Source organism: Parvularcula maris (assembly GCF_024505085.1).
Lineage (GTDB): Bacteria > Pseudomonadota > Alphaproteobacteria > Caulobacterales > Parvularculaceae > Parvularcula > Parvularcula maris.
Genome location: NZ_JANIBC010000019.1, coordinates 30,975 through 50,133, shown reverse-complemented (window position 1 = coordinate 50,133; position 19,159 = coordinate 30,975). Strand labels below are relative to the sequence as shown.

General features: G+C 64.3%; 12 protein-coding genes and 2 pseudogenes. 6 read left to right on the top strand and 8 right to left on the bottom strand.

The features are described 5' to 3' along the window. Positions 1-466: Ig-like domain-containing domain (locus NOG11_RS13960; RefSeq protein ID WP_256620409.1), on the top strand; the 466-nt coding region annotated here is incomplete at its 5' end. A 66-nt stretch (positions 467-532) separates the two neighbouring features. Beyond that, positions 533-2,539, top strand: coding sequence for a beta-propeller domain-containing protein (locus tag NOG11_RS13955; RefSeq protein ID WP_256620408.1), 2,007 nt, complete (start codon positions 533-535; stop codon positions 2,537-2,539). Between the two features lie 9 nt (positions 2,540-2,548). Here NOG11_RS13955 and NOG11_RS13950 read toward each other — a convergent pair whose 3' ends face one another. From NOG11_RS13950 to NOG11_RS13930, 4 genes and pseudogenes are all read right to left on the bottom strand, one after another. Continuing rightward, positions 2,549-3,322, bottom strand: coding sequence for an IS6 family transposase (locus tag NOG11_RS13950; protein WP_256620407.1), 774 nt, complete (start codon positions 3,320-3,322; stop codon positions 2,549-2,551). A gap of 89 nt (positions 3,323-3,411) precedes the next feature. Further along, positions 3,412-4,225: pseudogene (map, locus tag NOG11_RS13940) on the bottom strand (type I methionyl aminopeptidase). Beyond that, positions 4,226-4,431 (bottom strand): annotated as a pseudogene (locus NOG11_RS13935) (ParD-like family protein). It abuts the pseudogene before it with no gap. A gap of 847 nt (positions 4,432-5,278) precedes the next feature. Then, positions 5,279-6,322, bottom strand: coding sequence for a helix-turn-helix domain-containing protein (locus NOG11_RS13930; RefSeq protein WP_256620403.1), 1,044 nt, complete (start codon positions 6,320-6,322; stop codon positions 5,279-5,281). 188 nt (positions 6,323-6,510) lie between these two features. On the opposite strand from NOG11_RS13930, the gene NOG11_RS13925 reads away from it, so the two are divergent. Together NOG11_RS13925 and NOG11_RS13920 are read left to right on the top strand one after the other, a co-directional pair. Then, positions 6,511-7,605 (top strand): serine hydrolase domain-containing protein, encoded by a 1,095-nt coding sequence (locus NOG11_RS13925; protein ID WP_256620402.1) that lies wholly within the window; start codon positions 6,511-6,513, stop codon positions 7,603-7,605. Further along, a complete protein-coding gene (locus tag NOG11_RS13920) occupies positions 7,602-8,639 on the top strand; it encodes a S41 family peptidase (RefSeq protein WP_256620401.1) in 1,038 nt (345 codons plus the stop codon). Before NOG11_RS13925 ends, NOG11_RS13920 begins: the two co-directional genes overlap by 4 nt. A gap of 161 nt (positions 8,640-8,800) precedes the next feature. Here NOG11_RS13920 and NOG11_RS13915 read toward each other — a convergent pair whose 3' ends face one another. Continuing rightward, positions 8,801-9,976 carry a zinc-dependent alcohol dehydrogenase gene (locus tag NOG11_RS13915; RefSeq protein WP_256620400.1) on the bottom strand — a complete coding sequence of 392 codons (1,176 nt, stop codon included), beginning with the start codon at positions 9,974-9,976 and terminating at the stop codon, positions 8,801-8,803. A gap of 403 nt (positions 9,977-10,379) precedes the next feature. Beyond that, positions 10,380-11,579, bottom strand: a complete 1,200-nt coding sequence (locus NOG11_RS13910; RefSeq protein WP_256620399.1) for an acyl-CoA dehydrogenase — start codon at positions 11,577-11,579, stop codon at positions 10,380-10,382. Positions 11,580-11,884: 305 nt separating this feature from the next. Between NOG11_RS13910 and NOG11_RS13905 the strand changes: the two genes are divergently transcribed. After that, on the top strand, positions 11,885-14,554 hold the full coding sequence (locus NOG11_RS13905; protein WP_256620398.1) for a TonB-dependent receptor domain-containing protein: 2,670 nt from the start codon (positions 11,885-11,887) through the stop codon (positions 14,552-14,554). Positions 14,555-14,650: 96 nt separating this feature from the next. Next, complete coding sequence (locus NOG11_RS13900; protein WP_256620397.1) at positions 14,651-15,979, top strand: MFS transporter; 1,329 nt, start codon at positions 14,651-14,653, stop codon at positions 15,977-15,979. Between the two features lie 9 nt (positions 15,980-15,988). On the opposite strand, the gene NOG11_RS13895 is transcribed toward NOG11_RS13900, so the two are convergent. Continuing rightward, on the bottom strand, positions 15,989-17,221 hold the full coding sequence (locus NOG11_RS13895) for a TetR/AcrR family transcriptional regulator (protein WP_256620396.1): 1,233 nt from the start codon (positions 17,219-17,221) through the stop codon (positions 15,989-15,991). 52 nt (positions 17,222-17,273) lie between these two features. Then, positions 17,274-19,004, bottom strand: a complete 1,731-nt coding sequence (locus tag NOG11_RS13890; RefSeq protein ID WP_256620395.1) for a class I adenylate-forming enzyme family protein — start codon at positions 19,002-19,004, stop codon at positions 17,274-17,276. Between the last annotated feature and the right edge of the window lie 155 nt (positions 19,005-19,159).

Here is a 19,159-nt window from a genome sequence, read left to right as displayed (position 1 = left end):
CAAAACACTCCTCCAACAAAACGAAGGATATGATGTGAGAGTGGCTGCTGGTGTCTCGGATATGGCGAGAAACGTGTTGGAAACGGCGGTGGTGCGGAGCTTCGTGACGGGCGATGAGCCTGATTTCGTCGGGCCGCGTCTGTCGGCTTCGAACCCGACCGACGAGCAGGCCGGGATCAGCACGAGCCCGCTCCTCGTCCTGACCTTCGACGAGCGCCTCGATGAGACGACGACCGACAACATGGTGGACCTCTACAACTACACCAGCGGCGGCTACCTGCCGGTCAGCACATCGCTCAGCGTCGATGGGACCATCCTGACCGTCAGCCCCGTCAACGTGCTGCCAGAGAGCACCCGCTTCAGGTTGAGGGTGCTCGGCGGCCGCGGCGCGGATGTCAGCGGCAACACGTCCGGCTGGTCCTATATCGACTTTACGACCACGGCCGGGGCCTTGGGCGGAAATTAGGGGTAGAGGTACGAAGGCAGCGGGGCCGCGTGGTCCCACTGCGTTTCTTGGTTCGGATATCAAGTGATGCGTTTTTCCCCCGGCAGGCCCCTTGTTGCGTGTCTACTGCTCTGTCTTGCGGCTTGCGGTAGCGGGGAGCGGCCATCCGAGCGTGATGCCGAACCCTTCGACTACCCCGTCACCAAGCGGCTCGAAGCGTTGGAGCCCGAGACCGGGGCTGTGTCCCACGATCCTTATGACTGGCTTCATATTTCGGTGGCGGCGGATCCGCAGGTCCGCCGGTGGGCGGAGGGCCAGTCCGAGTTTACACAGAAAGCGCTGAGGGAGCGCAGCGGCGAAAACACCTATGAAGACGTTCTCGCCCTGGCGCGCCGCTGGACGATTCATCAGCCCACGGTGCGTGATACGCAGATCGTCCATCTAAGCTCCGCTGAGAATGGAAGCCTAGCCTTCGAGGTCTCTCCGCTCACGGGCGGGTTAGGCGGGGAGGGGCAGTTGCCCCTGCCGCTCGAAACCGGAACGGTTAAGCGCTGGGCCGTCAATCAGAGCGGCACGTTGGCGGCCTATCTGACAAGCAGCGAGGCAGGAACCTTCGTGCGTTTCGCCGATCTGACAGAAGGCCGCCTTCTTCGCGATGCGGTGCCGGCCTCCGCCGGGACGGTGCTGTTGTGGGACGGAGCAGGGGAGGCGCTTTTCTACAGCATGGCTGCGTCTCCGACACTGGTGGAGATCAAGAAGCATATACTGGGCACGCCCTCAGCGCTCGATGAGGTCGCGGCGAGCGCAGTCGCGGTACCAGGCGGTGACCACCAGTTGGCCTTGGCCGGTGACGGAGGGTTGCTGGTGGCGAGCTTTGTCGATCCGAGTAGGGGCACCACCTCGATCTTTGGTCACGCGATCGGCAGGCAGGGCTTCAACCCGTTGTTCCAGCCGATCCAGGGGAGGGCCGCTTTTCTTGGTGAGGCGGGAAGGGACCTCTTTCTCCTGATCGAAGACGAGAATGGCAGCCGGATCGTCAGCACCGATCCGTCGAAACCTCTTCCTCGCGACTGGACCAAGATCCTCTCCTTCGCAAGGTCCGAGGGCGTCAGGCGGGCTTGGCTTGCGGGCGGGGCGCTGCTGGTGGCGAATGATGCGGCACCTGCCACCTCCCTCGACGTCTACTCCCTGACAGGCAGTTTGCTGGGCGGTTTGCCCGTGCCCGACGGTCCCACCCTGACCTATGTGGGGGCATCAGCAGCGGAGCCCTTCGTCACCTTGCAGTTCACTGATCTTATTGGTGCGCGCACGAGCCAGATCGCCAATCTGCAGACGCTTTCCGTGCGGACCATCAGTACCGGGCAGGGCAGTACCGATATCGAGCGGAGTGGAAGCGATTTTCCGGTGCTCACCGCCGGTGCCTCGGCAGAGGGATCGCAGCTCCTTCTCATGCTGACCGATGCGCCCGAAAAGGCCCTCGGCACCCATCTACCCCATCTCCTGCGTCACCACCTCGACCGCGGTGGGCGAGCGGCCATGATGGTCGTGCCGAAACCCTCTCCGTTTGCGAGAAGCGTGGCTGAGCTTTCGGCGCAGGAGGAAGTCCTTCCCAAGGTGAAGGCCGCGATCGGGGAGCTGCAAGGTGATGCAGATGGCCCGGTCGTGATGATCGCAGCCGGGTGGACCTCGTCTCTCGGTGTGGCCTTGTCCGTCGATGACGAGCCTCCCTTCGGAGCGCTAGTGGCGGAGAACCCGCTGACCGACTACGAGCGGCCTCTGCTACCCGGTCCGGTTCCGCCGACTGAGCTGGCAGTGCGCATGGAGCGCTCTCCCTACAGGCGCGTCGGGGCACCAGCGAGGACGCCGGCGCTTCTCGTGCTGGCCGATCCCCAGCGTTTCGCGAGCTCGACCGGGCACGGGTTCAAGATCGTCGCCAAGCGGCAGTACGAGCTGCCGGCCGCGGCATCGTTCGTGACTCTGGAAGCCGAATATCGTACTGGTCTGGCAACGCCCCGATCGGCTAACGCCGCAGCCTCGCTCTACACCTTCCTCACCGAGTTCGAGGTAAGCGGTGCGGCTACCTCACCCCTTTGACCGGCAATGTCATATCAACGGGCGAAGATCGTCGGTAGGCGCTGTATTGCCTTGGCCCCGAAGCGATTGGCTGAACCTCGACCTAAGGACGATTCTGAGTTCGGCGAAGGCGTTCAGTTTTGCGATATGTCGTCCAAGGACAGTGCGTTTTCTTGTTGGGATGTAGAAGAGGTTCTGGAGGGCGGACAAGGAGGCGGTGAAGCGCTGCGGAGTGCCTAGTGATCGGAACCGCTGATGGATCTTTTCTCGTCGCCGTAAGGGGCGGTGGCTGTTCTCGGCCCTGTTGTTCAGGCCCTTGTGGGAGAGGTGCCGAACCGAGGGCATGAGCTCGCGAAGGGCGGCGCTGTAGGACCTCAACTTGTCGGTCACGATCTGCTTCGGCTTCCGCCAGCCTTGCGCCTTCAGGCACCGGACGAGAAGACGGCGAGCCTGCTTCTGATCGCGGCTTACAGAGACGACCTCATCAAGGACGTAGCCCTCCGCATCGACCGCACGCCAAAGCCAGTACGGCTTGCCGCCGATCTTCACCTGCATCTCATCGAGATGCCAGACGTCGCCCTGCCGGGGCGCACGGCGCCGAACCGACTTAGCCACTTCGGGGCCGAACTTAGCAGACCATCGGCGGATAGTTTCATAGGAAACCTGAATGCCACGAGCCAACAGCATCTCCTCGATGTGCCGTAGCGACAGAGGGAAACGATGATACAGCCACAGCGCATGGGCGATGACCACAGGCGAGAAACGGTGACGCTTGTAAGACAGTAAAGTCATGGTCGCGCGCATGGGAGCCGGAGGTTACCGTGACATTGCCGTCTGCTTTTTTACCAGGACGTTTGCATTTTGAGCATACCGTTAGGGCTCGTTCCGTCAATCTACAAGCCGGACAAGCACGTCAGACTCTTCGCGTCGCTCGCCCAAGCTCGCGGTAGCGCCTCGTTCTTGCGTAGGGTCAGCACTTCAAAACCGGTCTTCGTTACCGCGACGGCATGCTCGAACTGCGCGAAGAGCTTTCCGTCCTCAGTGACGACCGTCCAACCATCATCGAGGGTTTTCGGTTTGCGCGACCCCTCATTGACCATCGGCTCGACGGTGAACACCATGCCCTCTCGGAGCGTCAAACCCTGGCCGCGCTTGCCCGTAATTTAGTACCTGCGGCTCCTCGTGCATCTCCCGCCCTATGCCGTGCCCGCAATATTCTCTGACGGCAGCGTAGCCTTGCTTGCGAGCGAACCGCTGGATGGCATAGCCGACGTCGCCGAGTGTCGCGCCCAGTCGGACCTGCTTAATGCCGCTCCACATCGCACCCTCGGCGGCGCGGACCAGTCGGTGGGCTCTGGCGTGCACCTCGCCGATCACATAGGTTTTGCTGGAGTCCGCGATAAAGCCGTTCTTCTCCAGCGTGACGTCGAGATTGACGATGTCGCCCGACCTCAGGACGGCGGAGTCGCTCGGCTTGCCGTGGCAAACCACATTGTTCACAGAGCAATTAAGGACATATGCGTAGTCGTACTGACCTTTGCTCGCCGGGCGGGCTTGCAGGTCATTGGTGATGAACCGGTCGACGAGATCGTTGATCTGCATGGTTGACAGGCCTGTCAGGTCTTCCTGGTCGAGCGTGTCGAAGACGGAGGCAAGGAGCTTCCCCGAGATCCGCATGAGGTCGAGTTCTTCGGGCGTCCTGACCATTCATGCCACCCTGATTTGGTTGGATCCGACGTCCGCTTCGTCCAACTGCATCTTGAGCAGCTCGTTGTAGGAGAGGGTTGGATGAGCCACGGCCAGCATGCCAATCTTCATCCAGAATTCGCCCTGAGCGTTGATCGAGCGGCACATCACCGAACTCGCCCGCCTCACCTCATCGTGCAGTTCCCCGGAGCCTTGACGATGCCCATGGCTTACCTCCAGCTTGGAATATATGGAACGTAAATGCTTCATGTGGCATGAGGTCAACGCAGACATCATCCGCAGGATGCGGCGTCCGGAAATTGGGGTCGTTTGCGATGAAGCACGAAATACCACGTCAAGGGCTGAGGCGAGGTCGCGACTTTTGAGTCGCTGTCAGCGCTTAGAGGCGATACGGCGATTTTCGCTCTCTTGCTGTTCCCGGAACACGCCTTTTCGCGCACGATAGTCCCCTCTTGTCATGCGCGACGAGACGTAGCCAACTTCGGCGGCGCAACATCCTCGAGGACTGAGGGGTCGAGTGCACAGATGTTTCACCCTACTTCTCCAAGGCGGGCAATTTGAACGATGCTGGGCGAAGAAGAAGAGGTGTTGCACTAACGGTCCTGCAGGTAACCGGTATGGCTGGCGAAGAATGCTCGCTCGTGAAGATTCAAAAGCCTTCACGACGATGCTCTGGAAGCCCTCCGCCCCGCGCTTCGTTCCTGCACGACCTCCATCAGCGATGAGCTTAGCGATAGAGCCAGGCAGCTGTCGCTGGCTGTCGGTGACGCTCTCTGGAGGCGGTAGGAGGAGAGCGCGAAACATGTGTAGGCTGTCCTGATAGCGCTGAACTGCAAACTTAAGTCGCCCTCCTGATCATCCGGAGGACACCAGATTTTGCTACAGAAAATTCTCGTTTTTTGCTACATTTTCTGATGCAGCGACACTAGCTAAGGCAATGATATCATTATGATATAGGTGATTGTTTGTAGCGCATCGCCCGCTCCACTATTCTTCCCTTCTGTATCGGCCTTTATCGCGCTCGTTCGCTGGGTACGGGTGGCTTCCGCGGCTCTACCTTCCCTGCAGCATGCGTCGCCGGAACGCCGATGGGGTCTCGTCCTCATGGGTCTTGAAGGCGCGGTTGAAGGTGGAGAGGGTTCTGTAGCCGGACTCCATCGCGATCGTCAGGATGGGGGTCGCCGCTTCCTGCGGATCCGCAAGCCGCGTCTTCGCTTCGGCTAGCCGGTAGCCGTTCAGGAAGGCGGCGAAGTTGCGGTGGCCCATGCCTTTGTTGATCAGTGCACGCAACTGGTGCTCAGGCACGTCGATGCGCTCGGCGAGGCTTGCGATGGTCAGCGTCTCGTCTCGCCAGGCGGCTTCCTCTTCCATCGCGGCGAGCAGCTTGTTCTGCGCTGCGTGCTGGCGCGGTGAGGGCGCCGGTGGAGGAGCGGCGTGCTCCTCCTCCGCCGGCAAAGAGAAGAACCGCTCGGGCTCGGTGCGCAGGATCCACAGCAGGATCACGAGGCAGAGCACCAGCGTTCCGGTATCGAAGACGAGCCCCTCGACGACAACCGACATGCCGCGAAGCTCGACCACGCTCACGGCGAGCGCGTTGAGGAGAGCGAAGACGACGACGCCGATCCGCACGCGGCGTCGCGTATCGACCAGGTCCCCGCGATAGCCGGTGGCTGCGATCCAGAGGAGGTGAGCGATGACGGCGAGGCCCGCCGCGCCGAGCAGCCCGTTGGCGATCGCTTGTCCCGCCGTCGGCATGCCGAGCAGCGGCCTTGCGGCGAGCAGCATCAGAACGCTGGTCAGGAAGAGGGCGAGCCAGGCCCTTCCGTCCATCCTGAAACCATCGAGGAGAAGCGCCCGGCAGAAGAGAAGGCTGAGCCCCAGCGTCGGCACATTGGCCAGGGCCGCCGCCTCGTAGAGGGGGGAGGGGAGCCTGAGCGGACCCGAGAGCAGGTTCAGCGAGTAGCCCACGGAACCGATGAACAGCACGGCGCCGAGCCGAGCGGCGACGAGGTGCCTGGCGTCGCGCAGGAACAGGACCGCGAGAAGCAGCATGAGGGTGTTCGCGGAGAAGCAGAGCGCGGCCTGAAGCAGCAGCATGGGGGAGGGGGTCCGTCGGCGGCGCCGCGCACCTTCGCCTCCTGCGCCTATCGCGGCAAGCGAAAGCGAAAAAAGGCGGGCAATTTCGAAACCGCCCGTCTTCTTTCGCCCCTGCGGAGACGCCAGGAAGCCGTTTGGGGCAGTCTCGACGCAGCAAGGGGCAGCCCGCCCCGTAACGGAGAGAAGCGATGACCCCCACGACCCGCCTTCTACTGGCCACCGCGCTCGGCGCCTTGAACCTGTCCCTGGCCGCCTGCGTCAGCGCGCAGGACGCCGTGCCTACCGAAGCCGCCGCCCCCGCCGGAAGGACGGCGGACAGGCTGCCGCCCAAACCGGTCTTCGAGGAGCTTCTCGGCGCCTTCGACGTGCCGGGCATGGCCCTCGCCACCCTCACCGGATGCGAACCCGATGGGGTGACCGCGGTCGGCAGCGCGAACCTTCAGACCAGCGAGCCCGTGACGGCCAACACGGCTTTCGAAGCCGCATCGCTGACCAAGCCGCTCTTCGCCTATCTCGTGCTGCAGCTCGCCGATGAGGGGGTCATCGACCTCGATCAGCCCCTGCCGCCCTTCCCCGCGCCGAGGGTCGAGGACAGGGAGGCCTTCGCCAAGGTCACCCCCCGCATGATCCTGACGCACCGCACCGGCATGCCCAACTGGGCAGGGGACAGCCAGGACGAGGACCGGACCGACGCGATCTCCTTCGAGAGCGAGCCCGGCGAGGCGTACAGCTATTCGGGCGAAGCCTTCGAGATCCTCCGCGCCTATGTGGAGGCGAAGAGCGGGCGCACCTTCCAGGAGCTGTTCGAGGACCGGCTTGGCGCCGCTATGCCGAACTCCAGCGTCGACGGCACGCTTCGGGGGCAGGCGACATCGTCCAGGGGCTATGTGTCGGCGAGCGACGGGAGCAGCAGCCGCAGCCTCTACCTCACCCCCCACCGGACCGGCGCGGCCTGGGGGCTCGTCACGACCGCGGGGGACTACGCACGGTTCCTGGACGAGGTCTGCAGGGGAGAGGGACTGAGCGAGGCCATGCAGGCGGACATGCTTCGGCCCCAGGCACCGCTGCCCCAGGGCATGATGCCCGGTCCTGCATCCTACGGTCTCGGCTGGGTCATGCTGCAGCTCGGCCCGGACGAGATCGCCATGCATACCGGGAACAATGACGAGTACCGCAGCCTGGCCGCGTTCCTGCCCGCAACGGGCGAGGGCTACGTCATCCTGACCAACGGCCGGAACGGCGAGGACATGATCTCCGCCATCATGGAGCAGGCCCAGCCATGAGGGGCCTCATCATCTTGCTCGGTGCGCTGGCCCTCATGGGCAGCGCCTTGGCAGAGCAGAACGCTTTCGATCCCGAGGCCGACTTCGACGCCTTCTGGACGCTCTACGACGAGCGCTACGCACTGTTCGAGGTGAAGGGCGTCGATTGGGACAAGGTCTACGATGTCTACCGGCCGCAGGTCTCGGAAAACACGACGAGGGCGGAGCTCTTCTCGGTGTTCGAGAGCGTGACGGACCTTCTCAACGACGTCCATGTGACGGTGCGCGATACGGAGGCGGGCCGGTTCGCACGCTCCGGCGGGAAGAGCCTGGGGACTGGAAGCTTCGACGTCGGCACCTTCTCCATGGAGCTGATCGAGAGCGCCTATGCCCAAGGCGGCCTCACCGTTCTAGCGGGCGGCACGATGCGCTACGGCATGCTGCGCGGCGGGATCGGCTATCTGAAGGTGGATAGTTTCAAGTACCCCACCACCAGCGAGGCGGCGGCGGACGAGATCGCGAGGGCCTTCGCCGATGCGCCCGCCGTCATCGTGGATGTCCGCCAGAACGGGGGCGGTTCGGACGCGGTGGCCCGGATGCTGGCCGCCCGGTTCGCGGATGAACGGCGTCTGGTGATGACCTCCGAAGAGCGTCTACCGGGGGAGGATGTGCTAGGCGGGCCGCAGCCCTGGCACGTAGGGCCTGTCCCTGGTGCGCTAAGGGTGCCGATCTTCGTTCTCGTCAACGACCGCACGATCAGCGCTGCCGAGAACTTCGCGATCATGATGCGCGCCTTTCCGCATGTGACCATCCTAGGCGAGACGACGGCAGGCGCGATGGCGGACACTTTCCCCGTCGCCCTCGGCGAGGGCTGGGTGTTCGGCGTGCCGTCCAACGTCCTCCGCGATGCGAATGGCCGGTCCTGGGAGGGGATCGGCGTCGTGCCGAACCTTTTCGTGGCCAACACGGCCGCCGAGGTGGCGGCAGGCCGGGACCGCCAACTGGAGACGGCGCTCGACTTTGCCGAAACGGCCGGACCGAGGCTGCTGCCGTAGTCTCCCGTTCGGGAAGCGCCTGTCTCAGCCTTCGGCTCAGTTACCTCTCTCTCCCGAGGGAGAGATGAGGAGGCGGTCCCTCCTTGGCCGAGCTTCACCTCACCATCGTTCGAAACTTACCCCCTTATCAGGGCGAGAGGCCCGAGCCGTAAGCGGTGCTGCTACACGGCGGGTGCCATGACGCATTTCACGCAGCCGTCCTTCTTGTCGCGGAAGGTTTTGTAGAAGTCCGGTCCGTGATCGAGGCCGCCACGGTGAGTGATGATCTCGGAGAGGTCGATCTCGCCCTTCTCCACCCGTTCGAGAAGCGGGCTGAGGTAGCGCTGCATGTGAGTCTGGCCGGTCTTCATGGTCATGCCCTTGTTCATGAAGGGGCCGATGGGGAAGACCGTCATGTCGGCGTAGACGCCGGGCACGGAGAGGATGCCGCCCTTGCGCACGCATTTGACCATCTCGGTTAGGACGTGGGGACGGTCGTGGGCGCCGGTGGTGTGAAGCTCGATGGCCTCGGCGACGGAGGCGCCGAAATTGTGCCCGTGGCTCTCCGCGCCCACCGCGTCGATCCCGGCATCGGGTCCGCGCCCGCCGGTCATCTCGTCCAGCGCCTCCTTCGGGTCGGTCTTGGAGAAGTCGATCACCTCCGCCTTGCCGTAGCTCTCGGCGAGGGCGAGGCGCTCGGGCACGTTGTCGATGGCGATGACCCTGCCGGCGCCCTGCATCCAGGCCGAGCGGATGGCGAAGAGGCCCACCGGGCCGCAGCCCCAGACCACCACCGTGTCGCCTTCTTGGGCGATCGCGTTCTCCGCCGCCTGCCAGCCCGTGGGGAAGATGTCGGACAGGAACAGCACCTTCTCGTCCGCCAGCCCGCTCTCCACCTTGACCGGGCCGACATCGGCGTGGGGCACACGGACATACTCCGCCTGGCCGCCGGGATACCCGCCGGTGAGGTGGCTGTAGCCGAAGATGCCCGCAGGGGCGTGGCCCATGGCCTGGCGCGCGTTCTCGGCCGTGCGGTTGGTGGTGTCGCAGAGAGAGAACAGCTCCCGCTCGCAGAACCAGCAATGCCCGCAGGAGATGGTGAAGGGGACCACCACCCGGTCGCCGATCCTGAGGCGCCTCACCTCGGAGCCGACCTCCACGACCTCGCCCATGAACTCGTGGCCGAGAATGTCGCCCTCCTTCATCTTTGGGACCACGCCGTCCAGAAGATGGAGGTCGGAGCCGCAGATGGCGGTGGCGGTCACCTTGAGGACGATATCGGTGGGCGCTTCAATCTTAGGATCGTCGACCGTATCGCAGCGTATGTCGTTCTTTCCGTGCCAGACTAGAGCGCGCATCTCACCACCTCGTCGCTATCTCAGGTGGTCAACGCCGGGGGCGATCCATCGTTCCGCGTGTCTTCGCCGAATGGTGAAAACCGCTCAGTACAGAACCTATGATAGGGGCGGACCCTAGCTTGAGCGTAAAGCGTTTGTGTCTCGTACAAACGTAGCTGCCCCCTTTGCGCTGCTGCCGCAGCCTTCTACGCTTACAGAAGGTCCCCCGGACCTTCTGTTTCGCCTGACGGCGAACCAGCTCCGAAGCCCGTACGGGCACCTCCCCCACTGCGTAGGGGAGGGAGGCAGAACCAACGCCGCTCTCCTTTTTGCTCCCCCTCTAAAGGGGGAGCTGCCGGCAGGCTGAGGGGGAGGAGGAAGCAGTAGCGCTCACATCTCCGCCTGCTTACAAACAATACAAGCGCTAAAAGAACGCCTGAAGCCCTGTCTGCGCTCTTCCCAGGATCAGGGCGTGGATGTCGTGGGTGCCTTCATAGGTGTTGACGGTCTCCAGATTGATCGCATGGCGGAGGATATGGTAGTCTTCCGACACGCCGTTGCCGCCGTGGATGTCCCTGGCCGTGCGGGCGATATCGAGGGCTTTCCCGCAGTTGTTCCTCTTCATCAGGCTGATGGTCTCGGGCACATAGGCGCCTTCGTCGAGGAGGCGGCCGAGCCGGAGAGAGCCCTGGAGCCCAAGGGCGATCTCGGTCTGCATGTCGGCGAGCTTCTTCTGGACGAGCTGGGTGCCGGCGATGGGCTTGCCGAACACCACCCGGTCGAGGGCGTACTGACGGGCTGCGTGCCAGCAGAACTCCGCCGCGCCCATCGCTCCCCAGGAGATGCCGTAGCGCGCCTTGTTGAGACAGGAGAACGGCCCCCTCAAACCGCGGACATTCGGTAGCAGGTTCTCCTCGGGCACGAAGGCGTCCTCGAGCACGATCTCCCCGGTGACCGAGGCGCGCAAGGAGAGCTTGCCGCCGATTTTCGGCGTCGAGAAACCCTCCGTTCCCCGCTCGACCACGAAACCGCGAATGTCGCCGTCGAGCTTGGCCCAGACCACGGCGAGGTCGGCGATGGGGGAGTTGGAGATCCACATCTTCGAGCCGTTCAGGATATAGCCGCCATCCGCCTTCTTCGCCGTCGTCTTCATGGCGCCGGGGTCGGAGCCGCCATCGGTCTCGGTCAGGCCGAAGCAGCCCACGAGCTCGCCTCTGGCAAGGCCCGGCAGGAAGCGCTTCTTCTGCGCCTCGTCGCCGAAGGCTTCGATGGGATACATGACGAGGGAGGACTGCACCGACATGGCCGAGCGGTAGCCCGAATCCACCCGCTCCACCTCACGGGCGATCAGGCCGTAGCAGACATGGCTCGCCCCCGCGCCCCCGTACTCCTCCGCCACCGTGGCACCCAGAAGCCCTTGAGTGCCCATCTCGCGCAGGATCTCGCGGTCGAAATGCTCTTCGCGGTTCGCCTCGATCACCCGCGGCATCAGCCTGTCCTGGCAGTAGGCACGGGCACTCTCGCTGACCAGGCGCTCCTCTTCCGTGAGCTGCTCTTCCAGGTGGAAGGGATCGCGCCAGTCGAAGCTCTTACCCGCCTCGACCTCTTTGAGCGCTTCGGACATCGTGGCTCTCCTCGAAAACATAGTATGGCGCCGATGTTGTCGCCGGTTCGCTGGGGCTTGCCAAGGGCTCAGAGACGGAATTCGGGCCTCGGTCAATATTTTGGTAATCACGGTATGTATGCCCGCGCGGGCGCCGGATCGGGCGCGTAGCTATGGCATATCGGCAACGGTCGCAGCCGTTCTTGCTGAAAAAGAGGCTCCTCGACTCGTTCGCGGTCCAGGGCTGTTGACGGTTTTCTAAAAACGGTATGAACTGAACGAACGGTACGGTCCCGGCAGAGGAGCGTTCGTAGGGAGGACCCATGATGAAGAAAGCACTTTTCGGCTCGACAGCCGTAATCACCCTTGCTGCTGCGGCCTACGTGCCCGCACCGGCCTATGCCCAAGAGGTCGTCATCACCGACGAGATCGTGGTGACCGGGAGCCGGCTACGGCAAGGTCAGGAAGATTCCGTATCGCCGTTGACGAGCCTCGATTCCGAGGAGATCGCCGATGTCGGCGCCTTCAATATCGGCGACCTGACCCAGACACTTACCATCAACACGGGTGCGGAGAACAATCCCGACGCCTTCACCCAGGCGCAGACCACGGGTACGGAGAACATCAACCTGCGCGGCCTCGGCCTTGGCGCCACCCTCGTGCTTCTCGATGGTCAGCGCCAGGTGCAGACGGCGGTCGCCAACAATGCAGGCGTCAACTTCGTCGATACGGCGTCCCTCGTGCCCCTGATCGCGGTGGAGCGGCTCGAGATCCTGAAGGACGGCGCTTCGGCCATCTACGGCTCCGACGCCGTGGCCGGTGTGGCGAACTTCATCACCCGCAAGAATTTCGACGGGGCATTGTTCTCCGGCACTTATCTCAACCACCCCAAGGATGGTCAGTACGACGAGTACCTCGTCCAGGGGCTGTTCGGTAAGACCTTCGGCGGCGGCTCGGTGATGATCGCCGCGAGCTATCTCGACCGCTCCGACCTGACGACCGCCGAGCGCCGCCTCAGCCGCGTGGAGGACGACACCTCGAATGTCGGCAACCCCGGCTCGTTCTACGTGCCAGGTGTGGTCAACCCGGCCACCGGGGCGCCGCTTCCGGTCATCGACCCGACGGGCTGCTCCGAGGTCGGCGGCATCGAGCAGGTGCTCGGGCCGACAACGCCCGCCGGCACCATCGGTCTCTGCCGCTTCGACTTCGGCGACTTCTACGCTCATGTGGCCAATGAGGAGCGTCTCAACATCTACGGACGCATCGACGCTCAGCTCTCGGACACGATCGACTGGACCGCGTCGATCGGCTACGCCGACAATGAGGCGACCAGGAACAACTCGCCGACCTATCCCTTCCTGCAATCGCTGGTCGTGCCCGCGGCGAACCCGTTCAATATCTACGGCACTAATGTGGGCTGGCTCGGCCGTCCCAGCGGCACCGGAGGCGAGCCCGCTGGCAACGCCTTCACCAACGAGACGCTGCGGATCAGCTCGCGCCTCACCGGCGACGCCTTCAACAACGGCTACTGGGAGATCGGTTTCGTCAGGGCCGAGAACGACGCCACCGTGACCACGCCTGACGTGGTGACCGACCGCTTCCAGTGCTCGCTCCTGGGCTTCCAGGAGGCGCTGGGCGACGCGATCTTCGGCGAGGGCTACTGCGACAACGCCGCTGCGATCGCTGCGGACCAGGGGGTGGCCGACCAGTTCTTCAACCCCTTCGCCACCTCACTTCTGGACCCCGCTCAGGCGAACTCGCCCGAGCTCTTCGACTACCTGATCGAGGACTACTTCCAGGATCTCTCCTCGACCTTGACCGTGATCGACGCCTCGGTCACCACCAACCTCTTCGAGCTACCCGCCGGACCGGTGGCCGTGGCCCTCGGTGCGCAGTACCGGCTCGAAGAGCGTGACGCCCGCTACGACGAGATCGGCACCAATGACGGGTTCGGCTTCCTGATCGGTGCTCGTCCCTATGCGAACGAGCAGGACGTCTACGCCGTCTTCGGTGAGGCGAGCGTTCCGCTGGCGGAGAGCCTCGACCTCTCCCTCGCGCTGCGTTACGAGGACTACGGCGATCTGGGCAACACCCTCGATCCCAAGGTAGGCCTCCTGTTCAGGCCCACGGACCGCTTGTCCATGCGCGCCACCTACTCGACGTCGTTCCGCACACCGACGGTGTTCCAACGCTTCGGCCTCGCCACCGCGCTCAACCAGGTGTTCGACCCCAATATCGGCGGCAACGTCTTCGTCGGCGTGCGCGCCACGGGTGCGGAGAACCTACGGCCCGAAGAGAGCCGCGCCTACAATTTCGGCGTCACCTTCGAGCCCATCGACAACCTCGTCCTGAACCTCGACTATTTCGACTACAACTTCGAAGACGTCATCACGGTTCAGAACTATCAGGGCCTGGTCGATGCCGATCCGAACGGCGAGCAGATCCTGCGCAACGAAGCCGGTCAGATCACCCTGATCTTCGTCGAGCGCTTCAACGCCAACTCGGTGGAGACGTCCGGCTTCGACTTCTCCGCATACTACACGTTCGATACACCGATCGGCGAGTTCAACCCGAGCTTCGTCGGTACGTACATCGACACCTACGACCTTCAGGATCCCTTCCTCGGCGACGTGGACGGTGCAGGGAACCGCAACTTCCGCAATTTCGGCTCTCCGACGCCGCAACTGCGCTTCAATCTGGGTCTGGAGTGGAACACCGGTCTGCACAGCGCGAACGTCTTCTACCGCTATATCGACGGTTATGACGATGACCAGAACCCCGGCCGGACCGTCGACAGCGATGGCCGCGTCGATCTTCGCTACGCCTTCAATCTCGGTGAGGCGCTGCAGCGGGACGAACTGGTCCAGCTCTATGCGGGTGTCCGCAACCTGACCCACGAGGAGCCGCCGCAGGTCTTCACCAATGCGGGCTACGACTCCAAGGTGCACGACCCGCGCGGGCGCCTGTTCTACTTCGGCCTGGACGTCGGTTTCTAAACCTCCCTATCGTCGCCTAACCGAAGAACCATCCCCCCGCCTGCACCGGCGGGGGGTTTTTCGTCTGTACGCCTCAATTTGTACGAAAGACCGAACTTGCCGTTTAGACGTTTCAGCGTGGTCCGGCTTCGCCGCGCCGAAGAGGATGAGATACCGGATGAAGCTGGCTACCGTCGGCAGGTCCGGGATCATCTGACGGCGAACTACATCGCCCAGTTCGTCCACGGTGTTTTCGGCATGACCGGCTTCCGGCTCATCCTGGCGCCGACCTTCGTACCCGCCTATCTCTTCGTCCTGACCGAGTCGGTGTTCGTGGTCGGACTAGGCCAGGCGCTGTTGCAGATGGGCGCCGTCGTCTCGCCGATCGTGGGCGCCTCCGCCGTCGAGCACCGCCGCCGGGTGCTGCCCGTCGCCATCTCGATCGGCTGGATGATGCGCGTCGCCATCTTGGGGCTCGGTCTTTCGGGTATCCTTCTCGAAGGCCGCTGGCAGGTTCTGAGCTGCCTCTTCTTCCTCGCCCTGTTCGGCTACTATCTCGGCGCGCAGCGGGTGGCGTTCCAGATGCTGATGGCGAAGGTCATCCCCGTGGAGCGGCGCGGGGGCCTTCAGGCCGGCCGCAACCTTCTGGGAGGGGCGGTCGCGGCGCTCTTATCCTACTATGCCGGGCGGGAGATCATCGAGCGGAACGTGCTCGGCAACGGCTACGCCGCGACGTTCCTGATCAGCTTCGTGCTGACCACCATCGGCCTCTCCGTCCTCTACGTGATGATCCGTGAGCCGAACGCACCGGTGGTCGCCGAGCGTCAGAGCGTGCTACGGCGGATCAGGCAGTTTCCCGATCTTCTCCGGCACCGAAGCTTTCGGTTCTTCGTCTCGGCGCAGATGCTTCTGACCAACGGGCGTGTGGCCATGCCCTTCGCCACGATCTACGCTGCTGAGGTCGTCGAACTTGACGGGACGACCTTGGGGCTTCTCTCCCTGGTCTTTCTCGGTTCGGACACGCTGGCCAATCTCGTCTGGGGACGGATCGGCGACAAGCGCGGCTACCGCGCGGTGATGATCGGCACAGGCCTCCTCTGGACCTTGGGGATGGCCCTGATCCTGAGTGCCGGCGAGGTCTGGCAGGTTCTTCTCGCCTTCGCCGCTTTCGGCGCTGGCATGTCCGGCTTCATGATCGGCGCGCCGTCGCTGGCGCTCGAGTTCGGCTCGGCGAGGGAGGTTCCGATGCGCCTGGCGCTCTCCACCTCGGCGGAGACGAGCATGGCGGCGATCGGCCCGCTCCTCTTCGGAGGCGTCGCTGCCATGGCAGGGCTGACCTTCGTCTTTGTTCTGACGGCGATGGCGACCGGCGCTGCGCTCGTCGTGCTCTTGCGCTGCGTAGAGGAGCCTCGCGCAGCAGCTCCTCACGCAGGCCGAAGACCCTGAGATCAAAAGCTAGTCGGTCTGCGGAAGAATGCCCCTCATGACGATCGAGCCGTAGGTTCCGATCGCCTTCTCCGGAGGCTGAGCCGCCGCCCAGCGCCTCATCTCGAAGGCGGTGTTGAGGGCGGCCATGATGCTCTGGGAGGCGATGAGGGGGTCGATGGGCCTGACCGAGCCCTCGGTGATGCCGTCGATCAGCATACCGGCGAAGCGGCGGGCCATCCGGTTCGAGCGCTCGATCGCCTCTCCCCGCAAAGGCCATGGCAGGGCGGAGAGGGCGGTGGTGCGCAGCAGCGGGGCCTCCCCGTAGAACTGGATGTGCAGCAGGGTCGAGATCGCCGCCGTCAGACGCTGCAGATAGCTTCCTCCGGCCTGCTGCGCCGCGCGCTGGGCGAGGGAGACGCGGGTGTAGCTGAGGTCGAAGCAGGCGAGCACCAGATCGTCCTTCGAGCTGAGATGGTGGTAGAAGCTGCCCTTGGTCACCGACAGCTCTCGGGTGATCCTCTCCACCGAGGCGCCGCGATAGCCGCGCTCGTTCATGATGATGGTGGCCGAGCGCAGGAACGCCTCGTTCATCGCGCTCTTGTCGGCGAGGTTGCTCGGCTGGTCGAGGGTCAGGATCTGCGGCGTGTAGGTCGCGCCGTAAGCTGCGACGCCCCCGGTCAGCACCTCCACGAGCCGTCCGGCCACCCGCTCGAAATCCCCGAGCGAGTAGCGGGGCAACCAGGCTTGGCTCCAGAAGAGGTTCTCCATCAAGACCTGGGTTCTCGCCGTCACCAGGCTTTTATCGGCCTGGGGATCGCCCCAGATAAGCGCCCTTAGGTTTCGGAAGAGGTGGAGGTAGCGCTTGAGAAGCGAGCTGCGTGTCGGCTCGTCGAGGGCGAGAAGGTGCGAGAGGTTGGCGATCGGGGGGGCCTCCTCCGACCTGATGGCGGCAAAGAGGCTGAGGCAGTCCCAAACCAGGCGCCTGATCCGCGCTTCCGCATCCTGTTCGTCGGCGGCGGCGTCGACGAGGGCCAGATAGCGCTCGATCGCATCTTCCAGGATCGCCTCGGCGAGGAGCTCCTTGCGCTTGAAGTAGTAGGTCACGCTGGTGGTGTTGAGGTCGATGGCCTGGCCCACCTTGCTCAGGGTCATGCCCTTGACGCCGTGGGCGTTCATGATCGCCGTCGCCGCACCCACGATGAGCGCCCGCTTCTTCTCGAAGCGTTGTGACTGCTTTTGAGCTTCGATCCCGGTCGTCATATCCCCGCTGTATCATTCCTCGGCACGCTGCGTCACCTTTGTAGGCCTTCTTTCAGCCCGCTCCTTCGCCGCGCCCGAGCTCCTGGGCCAACTCGGCCCTGACGACCGGTTTGAGCACCTTGCCGTTGGCGTTTCGGGGGAGGGGGGCCTTCCGGGTCCGAATGGCGACGGGCACCTTGAAGGCGGCGAGGCGCTCGGCCGTCCATGCCCTAAGCTCCGCCTCCGTCGTATGCTGCCCTTCCGCCAGAAAGACGGCCGCCGCCGGCTCCTCGCCGAGGGTGCGGTGGGGCAGGGGAACGACGCAGGCCTCGACCACGCCAGGGTGCTCGTAGAGGCAGTTCTCCACCTCGATGGAGTAGATGTTCTCGCCGCCGCGGATGATGACGTCCTTGGCCCGGTCGACGATGGTGCAGAACCCCTCCTCGTCGAGGCGGGCGACATCGCCGGTCTTGAGCCAGCCCTCCTTGAAGGTCTCGGCGGTGGCATCAGCATCGTTCCAGTAGCCCTCGACCACCATCGGCCCCTTGACCCAGAGCTCCCCGTCCTCGCCCACGGGCATCTCTCGCTCACCATCGAGGCTCATGATTCTAAGCTCGGCCACCGGGACAGGGGGGCCGCAGCTTTCGGGGCGGTGAAGATAGTCCTCCGCCCCGTGAATGGTGACGGTGCCCGAGGTCTCCGTCATCCCCCAGCCTGACCCCGGCTCGCACCCGGTCATCTCCTTGATCTTACGCACGAGCTCGGGCGCGGCGGGGGCGCCGCCGTAAGCGATGGCCTCCAGGGAGCTGAGGTCGTGGTTCTTTCGTTCCGGATGCTCGATCAGGCTCCAGGCGATGGCCGGGACGCCGCCCGCATGGGTGATCCGCTCACGCTCGATGAGCCGGAACGCCTCGGTCGGGTCCCATTTCCGTGTCAGGACGATCTTGTAGCCAGCATAGAGGCTGATCATCATGCGCGCGTTGCAGGCGGTGACGTGGAAGAGGGGGATGGTCAGGAGCGTCGATTTGGGAGTCGGTTCGGGTGGCTCCTCTCCGCGCCTCATATGCTTGGCCGCGGCGGCGTAGGCGGACGACATGACATTGGTGACGGAGCTGCGATGGGTGCCGAGGGCGCCCTTCGGCTTGCCCGTGGTGCCCGACGTGTAGAAGATCGTGGCGTGGTCGTCGGGCTCGATCGCGACGTCTGGCAGGGGTTTCGGGGGCAGCGCGGCCCAGCTCGAGGGCGGGCCGATCAGCGCTTCGAGGGCTGAGCCTTCGGGGACCGTCCCCCCGGCGCGGCAGACCAGCGTATCGACACCGGCCCCCCGCTCCAGCACGTCCCAGCGCTCGGCGTCGCAGAGGAGGAGCTTGGCGCCTGAGTCCTTGAGGCCGAAAAGAAGCTCCCCCCTCGTCCACCAGGCGTTGAGCGGAACGACGATAGCACCCAGGCTGACGATAGCGAAGAAGGCGACCGGAAACTCCGGCAGGTTGCGCATGGCTAGGGCGACACGGTCCCCCCGGCCGATGCCGCGCCCTGCCAGCGCTTCGGCCAGATGCGCCGAGGCGGCGGCGAAGGCGGCGAAACTGACGCGCTCCCCGTCCAGAACGAGGAAGGTCGCCTCGCCGTGCCCAGCGGCATGGCGCAGGAGGTCCGGCAGGGTTTTCGGGCCGTTCTTCCAGACGCGCGTCGGGATGCCGCGTATATCCGCCGTCTCCGTCTCGAAGGTGGCGCCCGGACCGCAGAGCCTGGCGCGCACCTCGTCCAAGCTCATCTGCGGCCAGCCGCCGCTCGTCGTCGTCTCCATCCCAGCCGCCACCTTTTGAAAAGAACGGTTTGTTTCCGGCCAGCCTATCGCTATCAGGGAGGCGGATCAACGAAAGCGCACCAGCACGAGCCGTCCGGCAGATGCTAGCCCGTTCGAAGAAGCGGTATGGGTGCGCGGCGTAGCGCGGGAGGAGA